Here is a 21,635-nt window from a genome sequence, read left to right as displayed (position 1 = left end):
CATGGCACAACTTTCTGTAGCTGTTCCTTTGCTCACAAAGAATAGCGCGCCTGCTATCATTCTAGCATCCGGCTGATGCCGGGAAAACCTGTTCTTTCTTCCAAAAACTGTTTCCTTGTTTAGTCATCCATAAGGGCAAGATCATGAGCATCGAAAAGGCATCGCGCCGCAGCTTTCTGAAAAACGCCTCGATTGGCGTGAGCGTGCCGGTCGTCACCGGCGTGCTGGCCGCATGCAACAACAGCGGCGCGCCGGCCGCCGTGGCCACACAGATCACCCAGGGCGAGGGCGGCGAGCCCACCACCGTGCCGAGCGGCCAGCTGACCGTGGATCAGATGGACCAGATGCACGTAGATGGCGTGAAGGCATTTGTGGCGGGCAAAGAGACCACCACCAAGGGCAATCAGCCATTCGAGCCTGTTATGGATGGCGATGTGAAGGTCTTCAACATCACCGCCGCCGTCACCAAGTGGGAAGTGACCAAGGGCACCTTTGTGGATGCCTGGACCTATAACGGCACCATGCCCGGCCCGCAGATCCGCGTGACCGAGGGCGACAAGGTGCGCGTGGTGCTGAAGAACGAGCTGCCCGAGAGCACCGCCATCCACTTCCACGGCCTGATCGTGCCAAACAACATGGACGGCGTGCCCGGCATCACCCAGGATCCGGTCAAGCCCGGCACATCCTTCACCTACGAGTTTACGGTCCGGAACAGCGGCTCGCACATGTACCACTCGCACCACAACTCGACCAAGCAGGTGGGCCGTGGTCTGCTGGGCGCGTTCATCGTGGAGCCGAAGGACAAGAGCAAGGAGCCTGCGGTCGATGTGGACTACGTGCTCATCCTCAACGACGCGCTGGGCGGCATGACCTTCAACGGCAAGGGCTTCCCGGCCACCGAGCCGATCGTGGCCAAGCTGGGCCAGAAGGTGCGCATCCGCTACATGAACGAGGGCGCGCTGATCCACCCGATGCACCTGCACGGCATGCCCCAGCTGGTGATCGCCAAGGACGGCTGGCCGCAGCCGCAGCCCTGGATGTGCGACACGCTGAACGTCGCCCCTGGCGAGCGCTGGGATGTGATCATCGACTGCACCGAGGAGGGCGTGTGGGCCTTCCACTGCCACATCCTCTCGCACGCCGAGAGCGACCACGGTATGTTCGGCATGGTCACGGCGCTGATCGTGCAGAAGTAGCTAGCGTATAAAAAAGCAGGCCGGTGGCATAAGCCACCGGCCTGCTTTTTTATGTGCTGTGGGGAGCCTAGCCGCCAACAGGCGAGAACAGGTAGCCCTTGCCGCGCACATTCAGCAGGTAGCGCGGGGCGCTGGGGTCCGGCTCGATCTTCTGGCGCAGGTGGTGGATGTGGGGCTTGATCAGGTCGCCCGCCTCGGCCTCGTCGGCATCGTAGCCCTGGGCGCAGCGCACCAGCTGCGAGTAGCTGAGCATGTTGCCGGCGTGCTCGGCCAGGCACAGCAGCACGCGGAACTCGGTGGGCGTCAGCGAGAGCGAGCGGCCATCGATGGTGGCGACCTGCCGCCAGGTGTCGATCTGCAGCGCGCCCGCTGTCACTAGGCGATCCGACGGCCCCGTGCGCTCGGATGACTCGCTGCGGGTCTGCTGCGAGCGCAGCTCATCCACCGCGCTGCCCACCATATCCAGCAGGGCCTTCTGGCGGGTCTGCTGCGAGTGGTGGGTGAGGGCGGCCTTCACGCGCTCGATCACCTTGGGCGGCTCGGTGGTCTTCAGCAGGTAGTCGAACACGCCCTGGTGCAGACCCTCGACCGCCGTCTCAAGCGAGCCATGCCCGGTGAGCACAATGATCTCGATCTCGGGCTGGCGGGTGCGGGCGGCGGCCACCACCTGCATGCCATCCATCCCAGGCATCTTGAGGTCGACCAGCAGCAGGTCGAAGCGCTGCTTTTCCAGCAGCACCACGGCCTCTTCGCCATTTTCTGCTGATTCCACGGTGTAGCCGCTGCGCTGGAGCAGCGCCACCAGCGTGCGCCGAATGTTCACCTCGTCATCGACCACAAGGAGACGGCTCTGTTCGGTCATAGAATCTTCCTTCAGCGTGGAGCAGTATCACAGGTTCTTTCTATAGTTGCGGCTATTATACCGTATTTGCCAAGATATTTCCGAGTTCAAATGATAGCAGCACACGCTAACGGATGCGTATCTCAAGCGGGCGGCCCAGGCCCACCACCGCGCTATCGCTGCCGTGGAAGACAGTGGGGGGCGCGCGATACTGGCCACGATGCGCGGCCTGCATCAGGTAGCTGCGCTGGTAGACGCCCGGCTGCACGCCCGCCGCACCCCAGCGCATCGCCGCCCCGCCCGCCACATCGCCGATGAGGCGAAACCCGCCCGGCAGCGCATCCTCGCCCCGCAGCACATCTAGCGGGCGGGCCACCACAAAGGTGAGGCGCACCAGCACCACGTCGCCCAGCGCCACGCCATCCAGCGCGATCGGCTGGCCAGTGCGTGGGTCCAGATATTCGCGCAGCACGTGCACGTCGTTTGAAGGGCTAGGGGACAGCGGCGCTGCGCTGTAACCCAGCAGCGCAGCGCCCTGGGCGGTAGCCGTCAGCACCAGGGTGCGCGAGAGCGGGGCGGCGGGTAGGCGCAGCAGTTCGCCGCCGGTCGGGATGATCCGCCCATCGGCCTGCAGGCTGGCCAGGCTCGCGCGCTCGGGCAGCGCACCGCGCATGGCCGCGATGGCGCGCACCGCCCGCATCCCGCCACCCCAGCCCTGCGGCCCATAGGATGCAGCCAGCCAGCGCCGCATCTCGGGCAGCACGGGTATGTCGGGCTGGGCCACCGCAAAGGCGCGGGCGGCCAGCGCGGTGGCGGCGAAGCTGCCGCCATAGCTGGCGCTGGGCACATAGCTACCAGCCGCATCGTGTGCGACCTGGGCCTGCAGCGCGCCTGCCAGCTCGGCGGCGGCGGTGGAGCCGCGCGGCAGCGACAGCAGCAGCAGCGCCATATCATTGGGGCGCAGCCCGCTGGCGGCGCTGGCGCTGGGCGCGGGGGCGGGGCCAAGCAGGCTGGCGATATAGGCGCGCGGCACCTCGCCCAGGGCAGCAGCGCCGCGCGTCAGCGCCGCATCGGGCACGGCCACGCCCGCGCGCCGCGCTACGGCCAGGCTCTCCAGCGCGAACAGGCTCAGATCTGGGTCGGCGGCCTGCGCGCCCGCCACGCGCCAGCCGCCATCCGCACCCTGCTGGGCCAGCAGCTCGGCCAGGGCCTGGTAGGCCAGATCGGCAGTGGATGTCAGCGGCGCGGCCAGCTGCAGCAGCGCGGCGCTCTCCTCGGCGGCGCGCTGCGGCGTGGCAGACAGCTGCGCCAAGGCCTGCTGCTCCAGCGCCTGGATCGACGCCGATAGCCGCACATCCAGCGGCTGCCCCACCGGGCGCTCGACCGCGCCCGACCAGATCCGATCAACCAGCGCGCCGTGGGACAGCAGGGGGGCATCGCTCGGCTGCACATCCCACGCCAGCGAGCGCAGCTCCAGCGTGCCGCCCTGGCCCAGCGCCACCACCCGCACGCTGGCCTGGGGCGAGTCGAGCGCCGACACGCGCCATGCCAGCTCGACCTGCGCGCCTGGGCCGAGCGTGATGCGCTGGCGCTCGCCCCCACCGGTCAGCTGCACCCCCGACATGCCCAGCGTGACATCCACCGCCTGCGCGGCGTGGCTCGTGCTGCGTAGCGTGGCCCGGATCTCGGCCTGATCGCCCTGGCGCATCACGCTGGGGGCCTGCACATCCAGCGACAGCGGGCTGGTGATCGTCAGCGTCTGGCGCACCTCGGCGGGGTGCTGGCCCGCACCCGCCGCCCACGCCTGCACGATCACCTCGGCGGGCGGGGCGGGCAGAGCCAGGGGGAAGGCGAGCACTCCGCCAGGGTCGGTCGGCAAATCCGGCTGCCAGCGCAGCAGCCGCGACTCGCCCGAGGGCAGCCGCTGGTACACCGACAGCGCTAGGTCGGTCGCCACCCCGCGCCCCTCAGCGTCGGCGGCGGTGATCGTGATCGGCAGCGTGGCGCGCGGTGCCACCGGCGTGCCGTGCACGAGCGAGAGCCGCAGCGCCGGGGGTTGCTCCACCGCCAGCGTCGCGCTGGCCGCGCCGCCCTGGCCAGCCAGCAGCAGTTCCACCGCCACCTCGCTTGCGCCCAGCCCGAGCGGCACCGTAATCACGCCGCCAGGGCGAACATCGCGCACCGACACATCCATGCGGTCGCCCTGCCGCGCGATCAGCAGCGCCCGCCGCGCGCGAAAGTCGGCGGGGATGAGCAGCTGGGCCACATCGCCCGCGCGGTAGCTGGCGCGGTCGGCCAGCAGCGGCAGCCGCTGGCCCGCCACCGCTGGCCATGCCGTCTCATCACCCGCAAGCCAGACATGGGCGCGCGCCGCCGAGGGGCGGCCAGCCTGATCGGCGGCGGTCACGGCGATCTCGTACAGACCGCCGCGCCCGCCGGAGAGCGTAATGCTGGCGGTCCCATCATCGCGGGTGCGGATGCTCTTGGCCAGCATGCGGGTGCGCCGCCCAGATGGAAGCTCGCCATCGGGCAGCTGCGAGAGCTCAACCGAGAGCGCGCGGTTTGGCAGCGGCTCGCCCGCCGCCCCGGTCAGCGCCAGCGCCACATCAAAGGGCTGGCCAGCGGGCACGATCCGGCGATCGAGGCGGATGCCGATCTGCGCAGCGGCGGGCGCAGCCACCCCGGCGGCCAGCGCAGGCGGGCGCGGCACGGTGGTGTTGGCAAGCCGTGCGGTCAGGGTGTAGCGCGAGCGCACATCAACCCGCACGCTGTCCGACAGCACCAGGGTTAGACGGCCATCCAGGCCCGCCGTCCCCTGCCCAGCCGCCACCACATGGCCCGGCGCATCGTCGGGCCCCAGCGCCAGGGACCAGGTCAGCGGGGCCAGCGGCAGCGGCAGGCCGCCATCCTCCACCCGCAGCGTGGCCGTCAGCGGCTGGCCCGAGGCCACCGCAGGCGGCAGCTCGATCGCCACATCGGGCGACGGCGCGTCACCCGCAATCGCCAGATCGGCGGTGAACAGCTGACTGCCCAGGCTCAGCGCCAGCATATAGCGCCCCGGCAGCGCCGCTGGCGGCAGCGCCAGGCTGGCGCTGATCACACCACCCGCGCCCACATGGGCGGCGGTGGCGGCCACCTGCTCGGTGGTAGCGCGGCTGCGCAGCGAGAGCGTGCCGCTCAGCACATCGGGCGGCGCAGCGCCCAGGCCGCTACCGCGCACAAACCCGCCCACGTAGATGCGGTCGCCCGGCACATACTCGCGCCGATCGGTCAGCAGCGTGGCGGTCAGCGGCAGCGCCTGGCTGGGCAGCACCGCCTCGCCCAGCGCCAGGCCGCCATCGCCCACCAGCGCCACCAGGCGCGCCGAGCCATCGGCGGGGGCGCGGAACACGCCATCGCCGCCGGTCGCGCCCTGGGCCACCAGCGCGCCCTCGCGGTAGAGCCACACAGGCAGCCCTTCCGACGGGGCGCCGCCCACCGTGGCCCACACCGCCGCATCGGTGCGGCTCTGCCGCAGCTGCGCATCCACATCCGACACGCTCAGCAGCAGATCGAGCCGCAGCGTGCCCACGGCGCGCAGCCGCAGGTAGTAGATCCCGGCAGGCACCGGCCCGCGCTCGCCCAGCGCCAGAATCTGCCCGCCCGCCGCATCGCGCAGCCGCGCCTCCCAGCCGCGCACCAGCGGCAGCCCGTAGCGCGCCGGGTCAAACGACTGCCAGTCGCCCTCGGCGAAACCCAGCATGCGCACCGCCGAGTCGGCATCCAGACGATACAGCGCGGCGCTGAGCGCCGTCAGATTTCGGCTGGCGATCTGTGGGCCAAGCGCGCCAGGCGGGATGCGCAGCACATGGGCCTGCGCCGCTGGGGCCGCTAGCGATGGCGGCGCCTCGGCGGTCTGGAAGCGCAGATCGTAGGCCGCACCCAGCGCCGCGCCGTTCATATCGGTGAGATCTGCCGGAAGCGTGAGCGTGTAGGCGCTGCTCGCCGCAAAGGCCGCCGAGATCCGCGCCTCGTTGCCGCTGGCGGTGATAGCCAGGCCCTCGACCGGCGGGGAGATCTGCAGGGCGCGCTCCAGCACCCGCTGGTCCACTGGCGTGCTGAAGATCACCCGTAGCGGCTGGCCCAGCGCCAGCGGCTGGCCCTGGCCGGGGTAGCGCCCAGCCACCAGCGGCCTCGGCGCGGTGCGAAACTCCCAGCGCTGGGCGGGCTGCGCCGCGTCCCCAAGGGTCAGGGCGGCGCTGTAGGCGGTATCGGGCATCCAGCCGCCCGCCGGGGTGAAGGTGATCACCTGCGTAGCATCGGGCAGGACTGCCTGCGAGAACGCGCCATCGACCGAGGGGCTGATCACCAGGGTGGCGCTGGGGCTAGGGAAGGGCACCGGCTGCGACAGTGTGAGCGAGAGCGGCGCGCCCAGCGCCACCCGCTGGGCGGCGAGTGGCGGCGCGGCGGCCAGCACACGCGGGGCGGCGGTGCTAAATCGCCACACGTAGGGCGTGGCCACGCGCTCGCCCGCCGCATCGGGAAGGCCCGCAGCCAGCGTGGCGGTGTAGGTCGTGCCCGCAGCCAGCGGCGCGGCGGGCCGAAACAGCAGGGTCTCGGCATCTAGCCACAGCGCCTCGCCGAGGGTGGCGGGGTCAAGCTGCAGCGGTGGCGAGGCCAGCGGCACGCCCACCTGCGCCTCGGACACCATCGGGCGGCTGAAGAGCAGGCTGATCGGCGCATCCGGTGTGGTGTCGCGCGCGCCGGGGGCTGGCGAGGCCAGCAGCACGCCCTGCGCCGCGGCGATCGCGAACACGGCCTGCGCCCCCTGCAGCAGCGCCATGCCACCCCGACCCTGCGCCTGCGCGCCCAGGCTCAGCGTGTAGCGCGCGCCGGGGGCCAGCGGCTCGGCAGGCGCGATGGTCAGCGCGCTGCCATCTTCGGCCCAGCGGAAACGCAGCGCGGCGGCGGGCGAGATGAGGATCGCCCGCTCGACCGACTGCCGATCCATGGGCTGGGTGAAGCGCAGCGTGATCGCGGCCTGCGGGGAGATCGTGCTGCCGGGGGCGGGGCTGATCGAGGCCAGCGCGGGGCGGGCGCGCAGCGGCGCGGGGAAGGCCGCCAGCACGCCCAGCACAAAGAAGAGCACCAGGGCTAGCGGCCCGCCGATCTGGCGGCGGCCCAGGTGTCCGAATCTATCTTTCCAGCGGCCAGCAGCGTCGTGTTCAGGCATAGCAGCGGCTAGTATAGCATGGCTTGGTGCGCGGCAAAAGAGAGCGCCCAGCAGCATTGCTGGGCGCTCTCGTGTAGGTGGCGGGGAGGGAGGGATTCGAACCCTCGAGGAGGTTACCCCCCTAGCGGTTTAGCAAACCACCGCACTAGGCCTCTATGCGACCTCCCCGTGCATTCTGTTGTACCCACTGGTGTTCAGTGGAGGAGCGAGTGGGATTCGAACCCACGAGACTTGCGTCTGGTTGTTTTCAAGACAACTGCCTTAAACCACTCGGCCATCGCTCCAGTATTCGAGTGGCAGGCGGGACAGGAATCGAACCTGCAACCTGCGGATTTGGAGGCCGCTGCTCTGCCTAATTGAGCTACCCGCCTATCGGGGCATAATATACCACACGTTTTGAATCCTTGCAAGTGGACTAGAAATGCCTGCGAACCGGCGATGGGAAGCCTTTCCCGCCGCCGGTTCGCCCGCCCACCTAGAAGATGCCCTGGCCCGGCGAGAGAATGTGGTCGGGGTCGAACATGGCCTTGGCCTGCTGGAACTGCGGCCACGCCGCGCCGAAGTGCTGCGCCCACTCGGCCTGGCTCAGCGGGATGGCCCCGATGGCGTAGCGCGTGCCGCCCAGCGCCCGCACCTGCTCGTAGAGCGCGCGGTTGGCGGCCACCATCTGCTGCGCGATCTCGGGCGTGGCCGCCGTGCGCAGGATGTCGAATAGGAAGACCACCTCCTCGTTCGGCACGCGGAAGAACGGCTTGGTGAACTTCGCGCGCTTCACGGGGTAGATCAGCACTGGCCCCTGGCCGGTGTCGGCCTCGGTCAGGCTGGCCACAATCCCGCCGACGTAGGCGTTCACCTGCGACGCGGGCACAAACACATCGTACCAGGGGTGGGGCAGGTACCACGCGCCGATCGACTTCAGGAAGGCCACCGTCGGCGCGAGCCGGTTGAGGAAGTCGAAGTACGTGACGTCGGCGATCGCCTGGCTGCCGGGGTTGAAGCTCAGGCCCGCCAGCAGCGCCGTATCGTTGGGTGTGCTAGGCGCGCTGTAGAAGCTCGCGGCCTCGATCATATACTGCCAGCCGCCGCCCGCCTTGGCCACGATCTGCCCTTCCACATAGTCAAATCGGCCATCGCCGATCAGGGCCTGCTGGTCGGCGGTGAACAGCGCGATGTCGTCGTAGGAGAGCAGGTAGGTGCGTGCCGAGGCCTTGGCCGCCACCAGTTTGACCGTGGCGCGCACGATAATGCCGAACTGGCCCAGGCCGCCCAGCACCGCGTTGAACAGCGCGGCGTTGCGCGTGGGCGTGCACGAGACCAGCTTGCCCTCGCCGGTGACCACTAGCAGCTCCAGCACGTTGTCGATCTGCAGGCCGTGCTTGTGGCTCGCGCCGCCGATGCCGCCCACGCTTAGCGTGCCGCCCACGCTCAGGTCGATGTAGTCGGTGGCCACCGGCGGGATGCGGCCCTGCGCCAGCGTGGCCTGGAACAGGTCGATCCAGCGCACGCCGCCCTCGACCACCGCGTAGGCCGGGCGGATGGAGCAGATCTGGCTGAGCGTGGACATATCGATCACGAAGCCCGCGTCGACCAGCGGCTGGCCATAGGTCGAGTGGCCCTGGCCGCGCGCCGCCACGGCGATATGGTGGCGTCGGGCGAACTTCACCATCTTCACGATGTCCTGCACCGAGCCGGGGCGCAGCACCGCCTGCGGCGTACGCGTGACGATATGGCCGTAGTCCTCGGCCACCGCCGCCAGCGAGGCCGCGTCGGTCAGCAGCTCGCCATCCAGGTGCGGGATGGCATCGGCCCGCTCGGCTGCCGCCGCCTCCGAGACCCAGCTGCGGCTCGCCAGATCGAACCCAACGATCGCAGCCCCAAGCGTCGCCTGCTTCAAAAACGTACGCCGTCCATTCGCCTGTGCCATGGGGGAGACCTTTCTACAAGAGCGAAACACAGGGCAGAAGCTACACGCTATCGGCTATATAAACGGGGTATTGGTCATTTTTAGGCTCATGGCCAGCGCCGAGCGCAGATCGCTGGTGGTGGCCAGCTCGGAAAGGTCGATTCCCAGGCTCACGATCACCTGGGCGACCTCGGGGGCGATGCCGCAGAGGATGGTGCGCCCGCCCAGCAGCCGCACGGTGCGCGCCGCCTGGATGAGCACATTAGCGATGTGAGTGTCCACCGCCGTCACGCCGGTGATGTCCAAGATCACCACGCGCGCCCGCATGGAAGAGGCCGCCTCCATCAGGCTGGAGAGCATCTGCAGGGCGCGGGCGCTGTCGAGCGCGCCGATAATCGGCAGCAGCAGCACGCCCTCGGCGACGTTCAGGGTGGGGGTGGAGATCTCGCGGATGGTGGCGATCAGGTGCTCCTGCCGCTCGTTGGCCAGCTCTAGCTCGGCCACGCGCCGCCCGATCTCCTCGCGCTGGGCCTGGTCGCGCTCGCGGCTCAGCTCTAGCTCGCGGGCCACGCGGTTGACCATGTTGGCCAGCACACCCAGCTCGTCGCGGCGATCGCTGCTGATCGACTGGTGGTCCTTGCCCTGCACGATCAGGCGCAGGCTGGTGCCAATGGCGCGGAGCAGCGTGCGGTCTTCGGGGGAAAGCTGCTTGTAGTCTGCCATGCGCTACTCTTCCCAGGTGAGCGAGAACACGCACGACTCAGCGCCGTGGCGCTGGCACTGCGCGTGCTCGGCCTTCAGCTTGCGCGCGTTGAAGGCCTCGACCGCGCCCTGAAGCGCGCCGAACTCAAAGTTGCAGTTGTAGGGCTGGGCCGCCTCGATCCGCGCGTGGCCAGGGCCGCTCTCCAGCACGCGCCAGTAGCCGCTGTTGCCGCGCGTCACCTGCTGCCAGATGTTCGGCAGGGTCTGGATCACATCCTGCGGCGTCTGGATGCCGAACGAGCGGAAGGTTGCCTGCAGCGCGTAGTAGATGGTCTTGCCGATCTCCTCGGGCAGCGAAGGGTCGGCCTCCTCGAAGCGGTTGAGCACGCTCTCAAGGGTCTGGCCCAGGTACCAAGCATCGGAGTCAACCTGATCGAGCGCCGCCAGCATCTCGGCGTCGCAGTGCTCGGAGGCAAGCGTGCCGATCATCATCAGCACAAAGCCCTGGCTCAGCGGCGGGCCGCTGCGATCGTCGCCGGGATCGGGGTAGGGGGTGAGGTCAAGCGGGAGATAGCGATCAAAATGCTCCATGGCGTGGCATCTCCTGATGATGATATATGCTTTTTACAGATTGTTCGCTTTTATTATAGCAATATTTCGAAACACAAACTAGTAGGATTTTTCTCCTGCTTTCCGCAAGTCATACCGCATCCTAGCGAAAAAAAGCCGCGTGCTATAATCAGGGCACGATGCCAGCGGGCGAGCACCCTGGCGATAACCACGAGGAGCGGAAGCATGGCCGAGCCACGTCTCTTTCAAAACTTTATCGGCGGCAAATGGGTCGCGAGCGCCAGCGGCAAGACCTTCGAGAGCCGCAACCCCGCCGACACGCGCGAGATCGTCGGCGTCTTTCAGGATAGCGGTGCGGAGGATGTGAACACCGCCGTCGCCGCCGCGCAGAAGGCCTACAAATCATGGCGGCTGGTACCCGCCCCCAAGCGCGGCGAGATTCTGCTGCGCGCCGCCCAGCTGCTGCAGGAGCGCAAGGATCGCTACAGCGAAGACCTGACCCGCGAGATGGGCAAGCCGCTGTTCGAGGCCAGCGGCGACATCGTCGAGGCGATCGGCATGGCGCAGTATGCGGCTGGCGAGGGCCGACGCATGCACGGCGTCACCACGCCGTCGGAGATGCCCAACAAATTCCAGATGTCCATCCGCCAGCCGCTGGGCGTGTGCGGCCTGATCACGCCCTGGAACTTCCCCATGGCCATCGCCTCGTGGAAGATGCTGCCCGCGCTGGTGTGCGGCAACACCATCGTGATCAAGCCCGGCGAGGACACCCCGGCCAGCACCTACAACCTCGTGGAGTGCCTGGTGGAGGCGGGCCTGCCCGAGGGCGTGGTGAACATCGTCACTGGCTACGGCACCACGGCGGGCCAGCCGCTGGTGGAGCACCCCGATGTGCCGGTGATCTCCTTCACCGGCTCGACCGCCACCGGGCGGCTGGTGAGCAAGCTGGCCGCCGACAAGATCAAGCGCGTGAGCCTGGAGCTGGGCGGCAAAAACCCCATGATCGTGCTGGACGACGCCGACCTGGATCTGGTGATGGCCGGCCTGCTGTGGGGCGCGTTCGGCACCACCGGCCAGCGCTGCACCGCCACCAGCCGCCTGATCGTGCAGAAGGGCGTGGCCAAGGAGCTGACCAAGCGGATCGTAGAGCGGGCTGCGGCGCTGCGCGTGGGCGACGGACTGCTGGCCGATACCGAGATGGGGCCGCTGATCAACGCGAAGCAGCTTGAGCGCGTGCAGAGCTACATCAAGATCGGCCAGCAGGAGGGCGCGCGGCTGCTCACCGGCGGCCAGCGCCTGACCGAGGGCAAGTACGCCAACGGCTTCTTCCTGCAGCCCACGATCTTCGGCGGCGTGACGCGCTCCATGCGCATCGCCCGCGAGGAGATCTTCGGGCCGGTGCTCAGCATCATCGAGGTCGAGGACTTCGACGAGGCGATCAGCGTGGCCAACGATGTGCCCTACGGCCTCTCGGCCTCGATCTACTCGCGCGATGTCAACGCGGCCTTCCGCGCCATGCGCGACATCGAGAGCGGCATCTGCTATATCAATGCGCCCACCATCGGCGCGGAGATCCACCTGCCGTTTGGCGGCGTGAAGGGCACCGGCAACGGCCACCGCGAGGCTGGCCCGCAGCTGATGGACGCGTTCAGCGAGTGGAAGTCGGTGTACGTGGACTACAGCGGCCAGCTGCAGCGCGCCCAGATCGACAACGAGGCATAGGCACCAGAGGCGCGGGCTTGGAATCCAAGCTCGTGCCTCTTCTTAACCCATAAAGAACCCTTTAGAACTCTTGACAGCCGTATTATACTTTCCCCATAGGCCCCTGTAGCTTAAATGGAAGAGCGCAGGACAATTGCATAACCTGGTCACGGGTGGTCAATTCCAGAGGCACCGAACGGCAAACCCAGCCTAGACGGGTGGAACTCCCGTCCGTGTAACTCGGTAGGGAAGCGCGTTGACAGCCGCCCGACCGCTGGCCAACACGCGAATGTGCGTGCAGCGTGGGTGCGGGTTCGATCCCCGCCAGGGGTGCCTATCCACCGAAAGTTGTAATCTTCCTCATCCCTTTTTCACTTGACCCAGCGCCCTTTTTTGGCTACAACATACGGTACACAGCGAGACCGTAGCCAGCTAGAGGTGCAGCATGCCAACGCAACAGACGCTCCAACAGATCACCCCCCACGTCTACTGGTTCTCGCCAGATTCGGCCACCGACCGCCCCGCGCTCGGCGTGGTGGTGGGCGAGCGCGCCACGCTGCTGGTGGATGCGGGCAACTCGCCCGCCCACGTGCAGGCGCTGCTGGCCGCCCTTGATGAGCGCGGCATTCCTAGCCCCAGCTACCTGGTGCTCACCCACTGGCACTGGGACCACGTGTTCGGCGCGGCCACGCTGAACCTGCCCACCTTCGCGCACCTAGAGACGCGGCGGATCATGCGGGCCATGGCCCGGCTCGACTGGGGCGACGAGGCGCTCGACCAGCGCGTGGAGGCGGGCCGCGAGATCGCGTTCTGCCGCGACATGATCAAGGCCGAGCTGCCCGACCGCAGCGCGCTGGTCATCCAGCCGCCCGAGATCGGCTTCGAGGGCGAGATCGAGCTGGATCTGGGCGGCATCACCTGCGTGTTCGCCCACGTGGGCGGCGACCACGCCCACGACTCGACCGTGGTGCTGGTGCGCGAGGAGGGCGTGCTGTTTTTAGGCGACTGCTTCTACGACGACATCTACCATGGCCCCAAGCGCCTGACCACCCGCCAGCTCTTCCCGCTGCTCGACCGGCTGCTGCGCTACCAGGCCGAGTGCTACATCGGCGGGCACGACCCCGAGCCGATCGCCGCCGCCCGATTCCAGGCCGATGCGGCCCAGCTGATGGGCATCGGTGCGGCGGTGGATCGGATAGGCGACAACCCCGAGATGGTGCGCTGTACCCTCCCCGAGCACCTGGGCCGCCCGCTGATGCCCGACGATCTGGAGATCGCCGACGCGTTTCTGGCGGGCCTGCGCATGCCCGAGGTGAAGCCGGTGCTCTAGGCATGCAGAAGCGGGCGGGGGAAGCCCCCGCCCGCCTGCGCCCAGCGCCAACTGTGCGCCTAGTCCTCTGCCGAGGCCAGCGCTGTGGCCCCCGGCGCGCCCGCCAGCCGGGCCTGCAGCCGATCCTGCGGCACCCGCCAGACCTGCTTCACCAGCCCCACCTTCTCCAGCAGCATAATAATGTACGAGGACAGATCGAACTGATACCAGCGCATGCCGTGGAAGGCCGAGCGCGGGAAGGCGTGGTGGTTGTTGTGCCAGCCCTCGCCAAACGCCAGCAGGCCCACCAGCCAATGGTTGCGGCTCATGTCCTTGGTCTCAAACATGCGGCTGCCGAACAGGTGGCACACCGAGTTGACGCTCCAGGTCACGTGGTTGTTCAGGAAGGTGCGCACCAGACCGCCCCACAGCAGGCCCTGCCAGCCGCCGATCAGGAAGGGGATGAGGTAGCCAAGCGCCACCCACAGCAGGAAGGTGCGCGAGAAGAACATCACCATGCGGTCTTTCTTCATCCACTTGCCGTAGTCGTCGGCGATGCTCAGGCCGTTCAGGAACAGCCAGCCGACGTGGGCGTGGAAGAAACCGGCGATCGGGCTGTGCGGGTCGTCCTCCTCATCGGTGTGGGCGTGGTGCTTGATATGGACGGCGGCCCACTGGTAGGCTGGGCCTTGCACCGCCATCGACCCGAAGGCTAGGAAGAGAAACTTGACCACCGGGTGCGGCTCGAAGCTGCGATGGGTGAGCATGCGGTGGTAGCCGACCGTGATGCCCACGCCAGTGAGCACATACAGCACCAGCATGAGAATGATATCGTTCCAGGTCACTAGCCGGTTCCACAGCTCTACAATCGCGTAGAGCGTGCCAAGCAGCGGTGCGATCACGCCGATCACCACGCCAATGCGCTCGCCAGAAAGCCCAGATTTCGCCATGTTGCGGTTTCTCCACTTTGGTTGCGACAGATACAACCATTGTAGAGAAGGCGGGGCATCTGCAGAAGTGCGCTGCTCACCGTTCTGGGCAAAAAAAAGCGCGCCCGATCGGCGCGCCCTGGGGAGAATCAACAACTGCTCCAACAATCTGCGAGAGTCAAACGATCCGATCTGCTCCTGACCGCTTGCTAAGCAGAGATGCGCTCATCTGCATGCGCCTGGGCGGCTTTCACCTCAAGCGACTCACGGTTGAGCTGATGCCAGACATTCATCCCTGCAAACACCGGCACCGCAAGCATAATGACGATCCAAATCAGCCAGAGCATCTTCCTCTCCTACACGATAGCGATGGGTTTTAGGGCCGGTAGTGCAAGCTTTGTACCACCAGAGCCGTGTACACCCTATGAATTACCGCGAATCGAAAAAGATGTCAATGGTAAATAGCTGATATTTTGCCGCCCGCAGGGCCAGCTAGCGAGCTGCGCCGCTACACCGTGCGGAAAAACCGCGCGTGCTGGGGCGGGGTGGGCTGGTAGGCCAGGCGGCCATCGGCCCAGCGGGCCAGGTCGGCGCTCACCAGCCAGGCCGCGATGGTCTGGGCGCGGCGGCGGGCCGTGCTCTCGGCCAGCGGGGCGATCTGGCGCAGCACCGCGATGACGCCGGGCAGATCGAGCGCGCGCCCCTGGGCCAGCGCCGCCAGCACCGAGCGGGTCGGCTCGCGGTCGCGCAGCAGGCGGCGCAGGGCCTGGCGCTGGCTGTCGCGGCTATAGCTGGCAAAGGCCCGCCCGTAGGGCGTGAGCCGCAGCTGGTGCGGCGCGGCCTCGCCATCCAGCAAGCCCAGGATGCGGGCAGCCTGGGCGTAGTAGTGGCCCTGGCGCGGCCCCTTGGCCCCAATGTAGCTGGCGATCGCGTCGGGCGTATCGACCCCGCGCGCCACGGCCTCGGCCACACGGGCCACATCCCAGAGCACATCGGCTTGTGGTATCTTGACGGTGTTGGCAGTCATGGCATCCGCGCTCCTTCCCCTCGCTAAGGTGCACGCTGTTCATTCTGTCTCGTTATGTTGAATAATACATATGTTCTGATCATTTTGCAAGACCTGAAGGGGCGATCTTTTATGACAATTCAACCCGAGCTTATCGCCGACTACGCCTGCGAGACCGGCGAGAACCCCATGTGGCACCCCGACGAGCAGCGCGTCTACTGGGTGGACATCCCCAGCGGCAGGCTGTTCCGCTACACGCCCGCCACCGGCCAGCACGAGCTGTGCTTCGAGTCGCCCGAGCAGCTGGGCGCGGCCACGCTGCAGTCCGATGGCTCGCTGCTGCTGTTCTTCGAGCGCGGCGTGGTGCGGCGCTGGCGCGACGGCCTGGGCGAGGTGGTGCTGGGCGGCATCGCGGGCGAGGAGACCAGCCGCTTCAACGACGCCATCGCCGACCCGAGCGGGCGGGTGTTCTGCGGCACCATGCCCACCAGCACGCGCAAGGGGCGGCTGTACCGGCTGGACCTGGATGGCGCGGTCACGCCGGTGGTGGAGGATGTGGGCTGCACCAACGGGCTGGGCTTCGCGCCCGACCGCAGCCAGCTCTACTACACCGACTCGACCACGCTGAAGGTCTACCAGTTCGACTACGACATGGCCAGCGGCGCGATCGGCGGCCAGCGCACCTTCGCCAAGGCCGAGCACGGCGGCGGGCTGCCCGACGGGCTGACGGTGGACGCCGAGGGCTACATCTGGTCGGCGCGCTGGGATGGCGGCTGCGTGGTGCGCTACGCGCCGGATGGCAGCGAGGTGGCGCGCTACCGCTTCCCCGTGCCCAAGGTGTCGAGCTGCTCGTTCGGCGGGCCGGACTACCGCGACCTCTATGTGACCACAGCGGGCGGCAACCAGAAGGATGTGGACGGCCCCACCGCGGGCGCGCTCTACGTGCTGCGCGGCGTAGGCCAGGGCGTGCCCGAGTTCCGCTCGCGCATCCTGCTCTAGCGCCACACATACAAAAGGGCGGGGTGGCCTAGTGAAGCCATCCCGCCCTTTTTTCTACCCTGCGCCCGACAGCCTAGGACTGCACCAGCCGCAGGATGCCCTGCGCGGGGATGCGCACCCAGTCCGGGCGGTTGTCGAGCTCGTACTGAAGCTCATACACAGCCTTCTCGATCAGGAAGGCATCCAGCAGCACGTCGAACTCGCCCTGCTGCTGCGGCATAAAGGCCGCGCCCTGCACGGTGCGCAGGTAGCTGCCCAGGAAGGCTGCCGCGACCCAGGCGTACCACGAGCGCCCCCAAGACTCTAGCTGGGCGTCGCCGGTGAGCGCGGTGGCGGCGGCATAGTCGAACGAGCGCAGCATACCGGCCACATCGCGCAGCGGCGAGCGCTTGGCGCGGCGCTCGGCCAGGCTGCGGGCTGGCTCGCCCTCGAAGTCAATAATCACGAAGTCGCCGTCGGGCAGGGCCAGCACCTGGCCCAGGTGGTAGTCGCCGTGGGCGCGGGTGCGCAGCGCGGTCAGCGGGCGGCTGGCCAGCGCGTCGAAGCGGGCGCGGATGGCCTGCTCGCCCGCCAGGATGGCCAGCACATCGGCGCGGTCGGCCTCGGGCTGGCGCTCCAGCCACAGGCGGGCGTTGGCAAACACGCGGTCGGCCAGGGCGTGCATGGCGGCCACATCGGCTGCGGCCACATCCGCGCCGAACGGCTCGGCGGCGAAGGCCGGGTCGTCGGTGGGGGCGGCCAGGGCCAGGTGCAGCTCGGCGGTGCGCTGGCCCAGGGTGCGCGCTGCCCCCAGGGTGGGCGCGAACAGCCGCTCGGCCTCGGGCGCGAGCGCCGCGCCGTCGCCGCTGGGCGGGGGCTGCTGCCCAGGCCCGATCTGGCCCCGCAGCTCGCCCAGCAGCTCCAGCATGCGCCCCCAGGCATCGCCCACGTTGGGCACAAACCCCATGAGCATGCCCAGCACCGCAGGCTCTGCGCCCTGCTCCTCGATCGTGATCGCCCCCGCCACCGGCGCGATCTGGCCAAACTGGCCCTGCTCGGTCAGGTAGCGCCCGATCTCCAGATCGGGGTTCTGGCCCGCCACAATGCGGCGGAACAGCTTCAGGATCAGCCTGTCGCCGTAGATAATCGAGGTGTTGCTCTGCTCGGCCTTGGAGATGCGCGGGGCCAGATCGCCCTGGCCGCGCAGCCGCGCGAAGCTGCTGGTCGGCTCGGCCACCAGCGCCAGCGAGAGGCCGGGCGCACGCGCCGCACCGCCGATAGCGTCGAGCAGGGCCTGGCAGAAGGCCGGGTCGTACACCGCATCGAAGATTGCGGGTGCGCCGAGGGTATCGCCCTGCGAACGCACCACCGCCTGGGGCATATCCTCGCGCAGCGCATCGGCCTGCAGGCCCTCGGCGCGGGCCAGCGGCAGCAGGTAGCAGTCATCCAGCCCCTCGGCGTAGGAGATCTGCACAAAGCACAGGTAGGCCAGCGGCGCGCTGGCAGGGAAGGGCACCGCATCGCGGATCTGGGCGCGCGCGATCGTGCGCGACTTGCCGCCAAACCAGCGGCGCTCGCGGATGTAGGCTGGCAGCGCCTCGGCCAGCGAAGGCTGGCGCAGCGCCTCGTGCAGCGCGTACGCCGATGTCAGTTGCGTCATTTCTGCCCCCTACACGTGGTCGCCGACATTGCGCACCAGCGGGCCGCGCTGCAGCCGGAAGATATGCACAGGCAGATCAGTCGTCAGCTCCACATAGTTCCACTCGCCGCTCCAGGTGTAGCTGGTATCGCGCAGCAGATCATGGGCAAAAAACGGGCCATCGCTGGCCAGCCCCAGCTCGCCCAGCGGCAGCTGCACCCAGCCCGCCTGGGCGCTGTGCGGGTCAAGGTTCACCACCACCAGGATCAGGTTGGAGCCGTCGGCGGACTGCTTGGTGTAGGCGATCAGCTGATCGTTCTCAGCGTAGGCCAGCTCCACGCGGTGGAAGCGGATGCCCTCGTTGCGCTGGAGCGCGCTGTTCTCGCGGCGGATGCGGTTCAGCTGCGCGATCAGCGGGCGCAGGCTATGGGGCTGATCGAGATCCCACACGCGGATCTCGTACTTCTCGTTGTCGATGTACTCCTCGCGGCCCGCCACCGGGGTGGAGAGCAGCAGCTCGTAGGCCGGGCCGTAGATGCCATAGCTGGCGCTGAGCGTGGCGGCCAGCGCCAGGCGCGCGATGAACAGCGAGCGCGGCGCACCGTAGAACTGCGGCGTGAGGATGTCGTGGGTGTTAGGCCAGAAGTTAGGGCGGAAGAACTCGCGCGCCTCGCTCTGGGTCAGCTCGGTCAGGTACTGCTGCAGCTCCCACTTGGTGGTGCGCCACGTGAAGTAGGTGTACGACTGGGTGAAGCCCAGCTTGGCCAGGCGGTACATCACCTTGGGCCGCGTGAAGGCCTCGGAGAGGAAGATCAGGTCGGGGTGCTCGCGCTTCAGCTCGGCAATGCACCACTGCCAGAACGTGAACGCCTTGGTGTGCGGGTTGTCCACGCGGAAGATCTTCACGCCCTGCGCGATCCAGAACTCGAAGTAGCTCTTCAGCTCCTGCCAGAGCGCCTGCCAATCATCCGTCTCGAAGTTGAAGGGGTAGACATCCTGGTACTTCTTGGGCGGGTTCTCGGCGTACTGGATGCTGCCGTCGGGGCGGATGTAGAACCAGTCGGGGTGTTCGCGCACATAAGGGTGGTCGGGCGAGCACTGGAAGGCGTTGTCGAGCGCCACCTCCAGCCCGTGCTCGCGGGCGGCGCGCACCAGGCTGCGGAAGTCCTCCAGCGTGCCAAGCTCGGGGTGGATGCTCTTGTGGCCACCCTGGGCGTTGCCCACCGCGTAGGGGCTGCCCGGCTCGCCGGGCTGGGCCGTGGGGCTGTTGTCCTTGCCCTTGCGGAAGGTCTCGCCGATCGGGTGGATGGGCGTGAGGTAGAGCACATCGAAGCCCAGCTCGGCGATGTAGGGCAGCCGGGCCTCTACATCCTTGAAGGTGCCGTGGCGGCCCGGCTCGGTGGCGGTGCTGCGCGGGAAGATCTCGTACCACGCGCTGAACAGGGCGCGCTCGCGGTCCACCGTGATCGGCAGCTCGGGCGAGGATGTGACGAAGGGCCGCTCGGCGTTGCGCGCCATCAGCCGGGCCAGCTCGGGCTCAAGCGCCATCGAGCGCGCATCGGAGCGCAGGGCCTTGGCGTAGGTCTTCAGCTGCTTGGCCTCGGCCTTGGGGGCGCGGGCGGCGGCGGCATCCACCAAGCGCGCACCGATCTCCAGGTCCACCGGCGTCACCGTGTCGGCGGCGATGCGCTTGGCCATGTCGCGCGCCCAAGACTGGAAGTGGTCCATCCAGCCGACCACACAGTAGGACGCCTGCCCCACCTTGGCCACCGTAAACTCGCCGCGCCAGCGGTCGTTGTCCAGCAGGGCCATGGGGGCCTCGCGCCACTCCTGCTCGCCCGCCTCGCGGTAGCGCACGGCCACACCGATCAGGTCGTGCCCGTCGGCGAAGGCGTCGGCCTCGACCACCACCTTCTCGCCTACCACACGCTTAATCGCAAACGCCCCGCCATCGAGCTGGGGGGTGACTCCCTCGATCACGACGCGGCTGCGCCCTTCACCATCTATCGTCATTGATGCACCTCAAGCACATTCGGTGGGTTCCGCTACTACTCTACCACAAAAGCAGGCAAGCGCTGTGCCAGAGGTATGAGACCCTAGGGCGTATGCGTTTTCGTTCAGAAGAACATTCTTACCACCAAGACTCCAAAAAGCAAACTGTGTAGAGCTAAGCTACTGCTTCCTGCGTTATTCGTTTGCTTCTCTTTTATTCTTTTGGAAAACGCATAGGCCCTGCATGAGACCGCCTACAGACTCAGCTGGCGCAGCCGCTGCTCTAGCTGGGCAATCTCTTTCTCTGTCTCTTCAAGCTGGATAATGATTGACGGATCGGCGCTAAATCCAAAAATTGCCTTCTGCTTCTGTAGCTCACTGCTGCGCCTTCGCGTGAATGAAAGCTGCTGCTGCAACGATTCTCGCTCACGCTGCACATCGCTCGGCGTGCCGATGTTGATCGTGTTCCCGCTCACGGTACTGTTGCCGCTGGAGATGTTCACATTGCCCTGCACGTTCGCGCCCTGCATGTTGATGCCGCCCGCCGCGCCATCTGCGGCGGCCTGCTTCGGCAGCTGGAACAGCACGCCATCGCTGGCGCGGGTGTAGACCGTGGGGATGCCCCAGTCGGGGCGGCGCAGGCCGGAGATGCCCACCACCGCCTTACGACCCTCGGTCACGCAGGCGTCGATCGGCAGGCCCTCGCTCAGCGCGTAGTAGAACTCGCCTGCGAAGGCTGTGGTCGACTCCTCGGGCACTGCGAACTGCATGGAAATGACAGCCGGTATGCCGTTGGCGATCAGGCTGGGCGAGATGCTGCGGAAGGGAGCCGAGGCCCTCGCGCCGCTCTCGCAGGCGTCCAGCACGATCAGGCGCATGCCGCCGCCGCTCATCAGGATGCCCAGCTCGCGAGCGCTCACCGCATCCTGGCTGCCGGTCGAGTCCTCGAAGAACAGCACCCCGTTGCGCTTATCGCGGCTAAAGCCGCCATGGCCCGCAAAGTGCCAGATCTGGAAGCCCTCGCGCAGCCGCCGCTGAAGCGTGGCCCGCGTCAGGTGGCGCTCCTCCACCACCTCGATCCGGCTCGCATCCAGCAGCTTGCGCTCCTTCAGCGCCGCGATCACCGCATCTAGCTCGCGATCGACCTCGGCGTTGGGCATGTCGCTGGGCTGCGCGCCGGTGAGCAGCAGGCGCAGCGGCGGCTTACACTCAAGGCTGGGGGTGCGCACTGGGGCCTGCGGGTAGCGCACCACCGAGATGCCCAGCAGCACGAAGGGGTTATCGAGCTGCGGGTCGAACAGGAACTCCCAGGGCAGCACGGCCACCTCGGCGTCGCCGGGGGCGGTGCGCAGCTTCAGACGGATGCCCTGATCCTCGGACAGCGCGCCCTTGACGCGCATGAGCAGATTCAGCATCTCGCCCTGAAACAGCGCGCTGTAGAGCTTTTTCCCGAGCGTGATCAGGTCATCTTCGGAGGTATCGTCGGTGCGCAGGCCGAGCAGCAGCTCTTGGAACTCGCTGTCGGCGTTTAGGTCGGGCAGCTCGCCGCTGGCCTGGCCCTGGTCCGAGTCGGCCTGGAAGCGCAGCCTGCCGCCCTCGCGCGGCTGGAAGGTGATGTCGATATCGCGATAGGTGCTGGGCATGGGGCTACCTCGCT

The 21,635-nt window shown here is 67.8% G+C and carries 14 protein-coding genes and 3 tRNA genes; 4 read left to right on the top strand and 13 right to left on the bottom strand.

From position 1 onward, the window contains the following. Positions 1–143 precede the first annotated feature (143 nt). The gene (locus tag F8S13_04175; GenBank protein KAB8145038.1) at positions 144–1,196 is read left to right on the top strand and encodes a multicopper oxidase domain-containing protein; all 1,053 of its coding nucleotides are present in this window, start codon (positions 144–146) and stop codon (positions 1,194–1,196) included. Positions 1,197–1,263: 67 nt separating this feature from the next. Here the strand turns inward: F8S13_04175 and F8S13_04170 are convergent, their stop codons facing one another. The 8 genes from F8S13_04170 to F8S13_04135 all read right to left on the bottom strand — a co-directional run bounded on the left by F8S13_04170 (position 1,264) and on the right by F8S13_04135 (position 10,445). Then, a complete protein-coding gene (locus F8S13_04170; protein KAB8145037.1) occupies positions 1,264–2,058 on the bottom strand; it encodes a response regulator transcription factor in 795 nt (264 codons plus the stop codon). Between the two features lie 106 nt (positions 2,059–2,164). After that, positions 2,165–7,306 (bottom strand): hypothetical protein, encoded by a 5,142-nt coding sequence (locus F8S13_04165; protein ID KAB8145036.1) that lies wholly within the window; start codon positions 7,304–7,306, stop codon positions 2,165–2,167. A gap of 21 nt (positions 7,307–7,327) precedes the next feature. After that, a tRNA-Ser gene (locus F8S13_04160) sits at positions 7,328–7,417 on the bottom strand. Positions 7,418–7,447: 30 nt separating this feature from the next. Then, positions 7,448–7,533, bottom strand: a tRNA-Ser gene (locus tag F8S13_04155). 10 nt (positions 7,534–7,543) lie between these two features. Continuing rightward, positions 7,544–7,620: transfer RNA gene (locus F8S13_04150), tRNA-Trp, on the bottom strand. Between the two features lie 104 nt (positions 7,621–7,724). Further along, a complete protein-coding gene (locus tag F8S13_04145) occupies positions 7,725–9,173 on the bottom strand; it encodes an FAD-binding protein (protein ID KAB8145035.1) in 1,449 nt (482 codons plus the stop codon). 54 nt (positions 9,174–9,227) lie between these two features. After that, entirely contained in the window at positions 9,228–9,875 is a 648-nt protein-coding gene (locus F8S13_04140; protein ID KAB8145034.1) for an STAS domain-containing protein, read from the bottom strand. Positions 9,876–9,878: 3 nt separating this feature from the next. After that, positions 9,879–10,445 carry a hypothetical protein gene (locus F8S13_04135; GenBank protein KAB8145033.1) on the bottom strand — a complete coding sequence of 189 codons (567 nt, stop codon included), beginning with the start codon at positions 10,443–10,445 and terminating at the stop codon, positions 9,879–9,881. Between the two features lie 204 nt (positions 10,446–10,649). Here F8S13_04135 and F8S13_04130 point away from each other — a divergent pair, with 204 nt between their 5' ends. Continuing rightward, positions 10,650–12,146 carry an aldehyde dehydrogenase family protein gene (locus tag F8S13_04130; protein ID KAB8145032.1) on the top strand — a complete coding sequence of 499 codons (1,497 nt, stop codon included), beginning with the start codon at positions 10,650–10,652 and terminating at the stop codon, positions 12,144–12,146. A gap of 424 nt (positions 12,147–12,570) precedes the next feature. Then, positions 12,571–13,455, top strand: coding sequence for an MBL fold metallo-hydrolase (locus tag F8S13_04125; protein ID KAB8145031.1), 885 nt, complete (start codon positions 12,571–12,573; stop codon positions 13,453–13,455). A gap of 59 nt (positions 13,456–13,514) precedes the next feature. On the opposite strand, the gene F8S13_04120 is transcribed toward F8S13_04125, so the two are convergent. After that, positions 13,515–14,384, bottom strand: a complete 870-nt coding sequence (locus tag F8S13_04120; protein KAB8145030.1) for an acyl-CoA desaturase — start codon at positions 14,382–14,384, stop codon at positions 13,515–13,517. 487 nt (positions 14,385–14,871) lie between these two features. Continuing rightward, positions 14,872–15,390: a hypothetical protein gene (locus F8S13_04115; protein KAB8145029.1), complete on the bottom strand. Its 519-nt coding sequence runs from the start codon at positions 15,388–15,390 to the stop codon at positions 14,872–14,874. Between the two features lie 111 nt (positions 15,391–15,501). Between F8S13_04115 and F8S13_04110 the strand changes: the two genes are divergently transcribed. After that, positions 15,502–16,368, top strand: coding sequence for an SMP-30/gluconolactonase/LRE family protein (locus tag F8S13_04110; protein KAB8145028.1), 867 nt, complete (start codon positions 15,502–15,504; stop codon positions 16,366–16,368). A 73-nt stretch (positions 16,369–16,441) separates the two neighbouring features. Here the strand turns inward: F8S13_04110 and F8S13_04105 are convergent, their stop codons facing one another. The 3 genes from F8S13_04105 to F8S13_04095 all read right to left on the bottom strand — a co-directional run bounded on the left by F8S13_04105 (position 16,442) and on the right by F8S13_04095 (position 21,621). Next, a complete protein-coding gene (locus tag F8S13_04105; protein KAB8145027.1) occupies positions 16,442–18,007 on the bottom strand; it encodes a hypothetical protein in 1,566 nt (521 codons plus the stop codon). 9 nt (positions 18,008–18,016) lie between these two features. Continuing rightward, positions 18,017–19,999 (bottom strand): alpha-1,4-glucan--maltose-1-phosphate maltosyltransferase, encoded by a 1,983-nt coding sequence (locus F8S13_04100; GenBank protein ID KAB8145026.1) that lies wholly within the window; start codon positions 19,997–19,999, stop codon positions 18,017–18,019. Between the two features lie 233 nt (positions 20,000–20,232). After that, on the bottom strand, positions 20,233–21,621 hold the full coding sequence (locus tag F8S13_04095) for a CHAT domain-containing protein (protein ID KAB8145025.1): 1,389 nt from the start codon (positions 21,619–21,621) through the stop codon (positions 20,233–20,235). Positions 21,622–21,635: the final 14 nt, after the last annotated feature.

The organism is Chloroflexia bacterium SDU3-3, assembly GCA_009268125.1.
Taxonomy (GTDB): Bacteria; Chloroflexota; Chloroflexia; order Chloroflexales; family Roseiflexaceae; genus SDU3-3.
This window is presented reverse-complemented; position numbering and strand designations above follow the sequence as displayed.

Bases quoted from the DNA above. Each gene is read 5' to 3' on its own strand.
- F8S13_04175 (KAB8145038.1), top strand. From the start codon at position 144: ATGAGCATCGAAAAGGCATCGCGCCGCAGCTTTCTGAAAAACGCCTCG.
- F8S13_04170 (KAB8145037.1), bottom strand. From the start codon at position 2,058: ATGACCGAACAGAGCCGTCTCCTTGTGGTCGATGACGAGGTGAACATT.
- F8S13_04165 (KAB8145036.1), bottom strand. From the start codon at position 7,306: ATGCTGCTGGGCGCTCTCTTTTGCCGCGCACCAAGCCATGCTATACTA.
- F8S13_04145 (KAB8145035.1), bottom strand. From the start codon at position 9,173: ATGGCACAGGCGAATGGACGGCGTACGTTTTTGAAGCAGGCGACGCTT.
- F8S13_04140 (KAB8145034.1), bottom strand. From the start codon at position 9,875: ATGGCAGACTACAAGCAGCTTTCCCCCGAAGACCGCACGCTGCTCCGC.
- F8S13_04135 (KAB8145033.1), bottom strand. From the start codon at position 10,445: ATGGAGCATTTTGATCGCTATCTCCCGCTTGACCTCACCCCCTACCCC.
- F8S13_04130 (KAB8145032.1), top strand. From the start codon at position 10,650: ATGGCCGAGCCACGTCTCTTTCAAAACTTTATCGGCGGCAAATGGGTC.
- F8S13_04125 (KAB8145031.1), top strand. From the start codon at position 12,571: ATGCCAACGCAACAGACGCTCCAACAGATCACCCCCCACGTCTACTGG.
- F8S13_04120 (KAB8145030.1), bottom strand. From the start codon at position 14,384: ATGGCGAAATCTGGGCTTTCTGGCGAGCGCATTGGCGTGGTGATCGGC.
- F8S13_04115 (KAB8145029.1), bottom strand. From the start codon at position 15,390: ATGACTGCCAACACCGTCAAGATACCACAAGCCGATGTGCTCTGGGAT.
- F8S13_04110 (KAB8145028.1), top strand. From the start codon at position 15,502: ATGACAATTCAACCCGAGCTTATCGCCGACTACGCCTGCGAGACCGGC.
- F8S13_04105 (KAB8145027.1), bottom strand. From the start codon at position 18,007: ATGACGCAACTGACATCGGCGTACGCGCTGCACGAGGCGCTGCGCCAG.
- F8S13_04100 (KAB8145026.1), bottom strand. From the start codon at position 19,999: ATGACGATAGATGGTGAAGGGCGCAGCCGCGTCGTGATCGAGGGAGTC.
- F8S13_04095 (KAB8145025.1), bottom strand. From the start codon at position 21,621: ATGCCCAGCACCTATCGCGATATCGACATCACCTTCCAGCCGCGCGAG.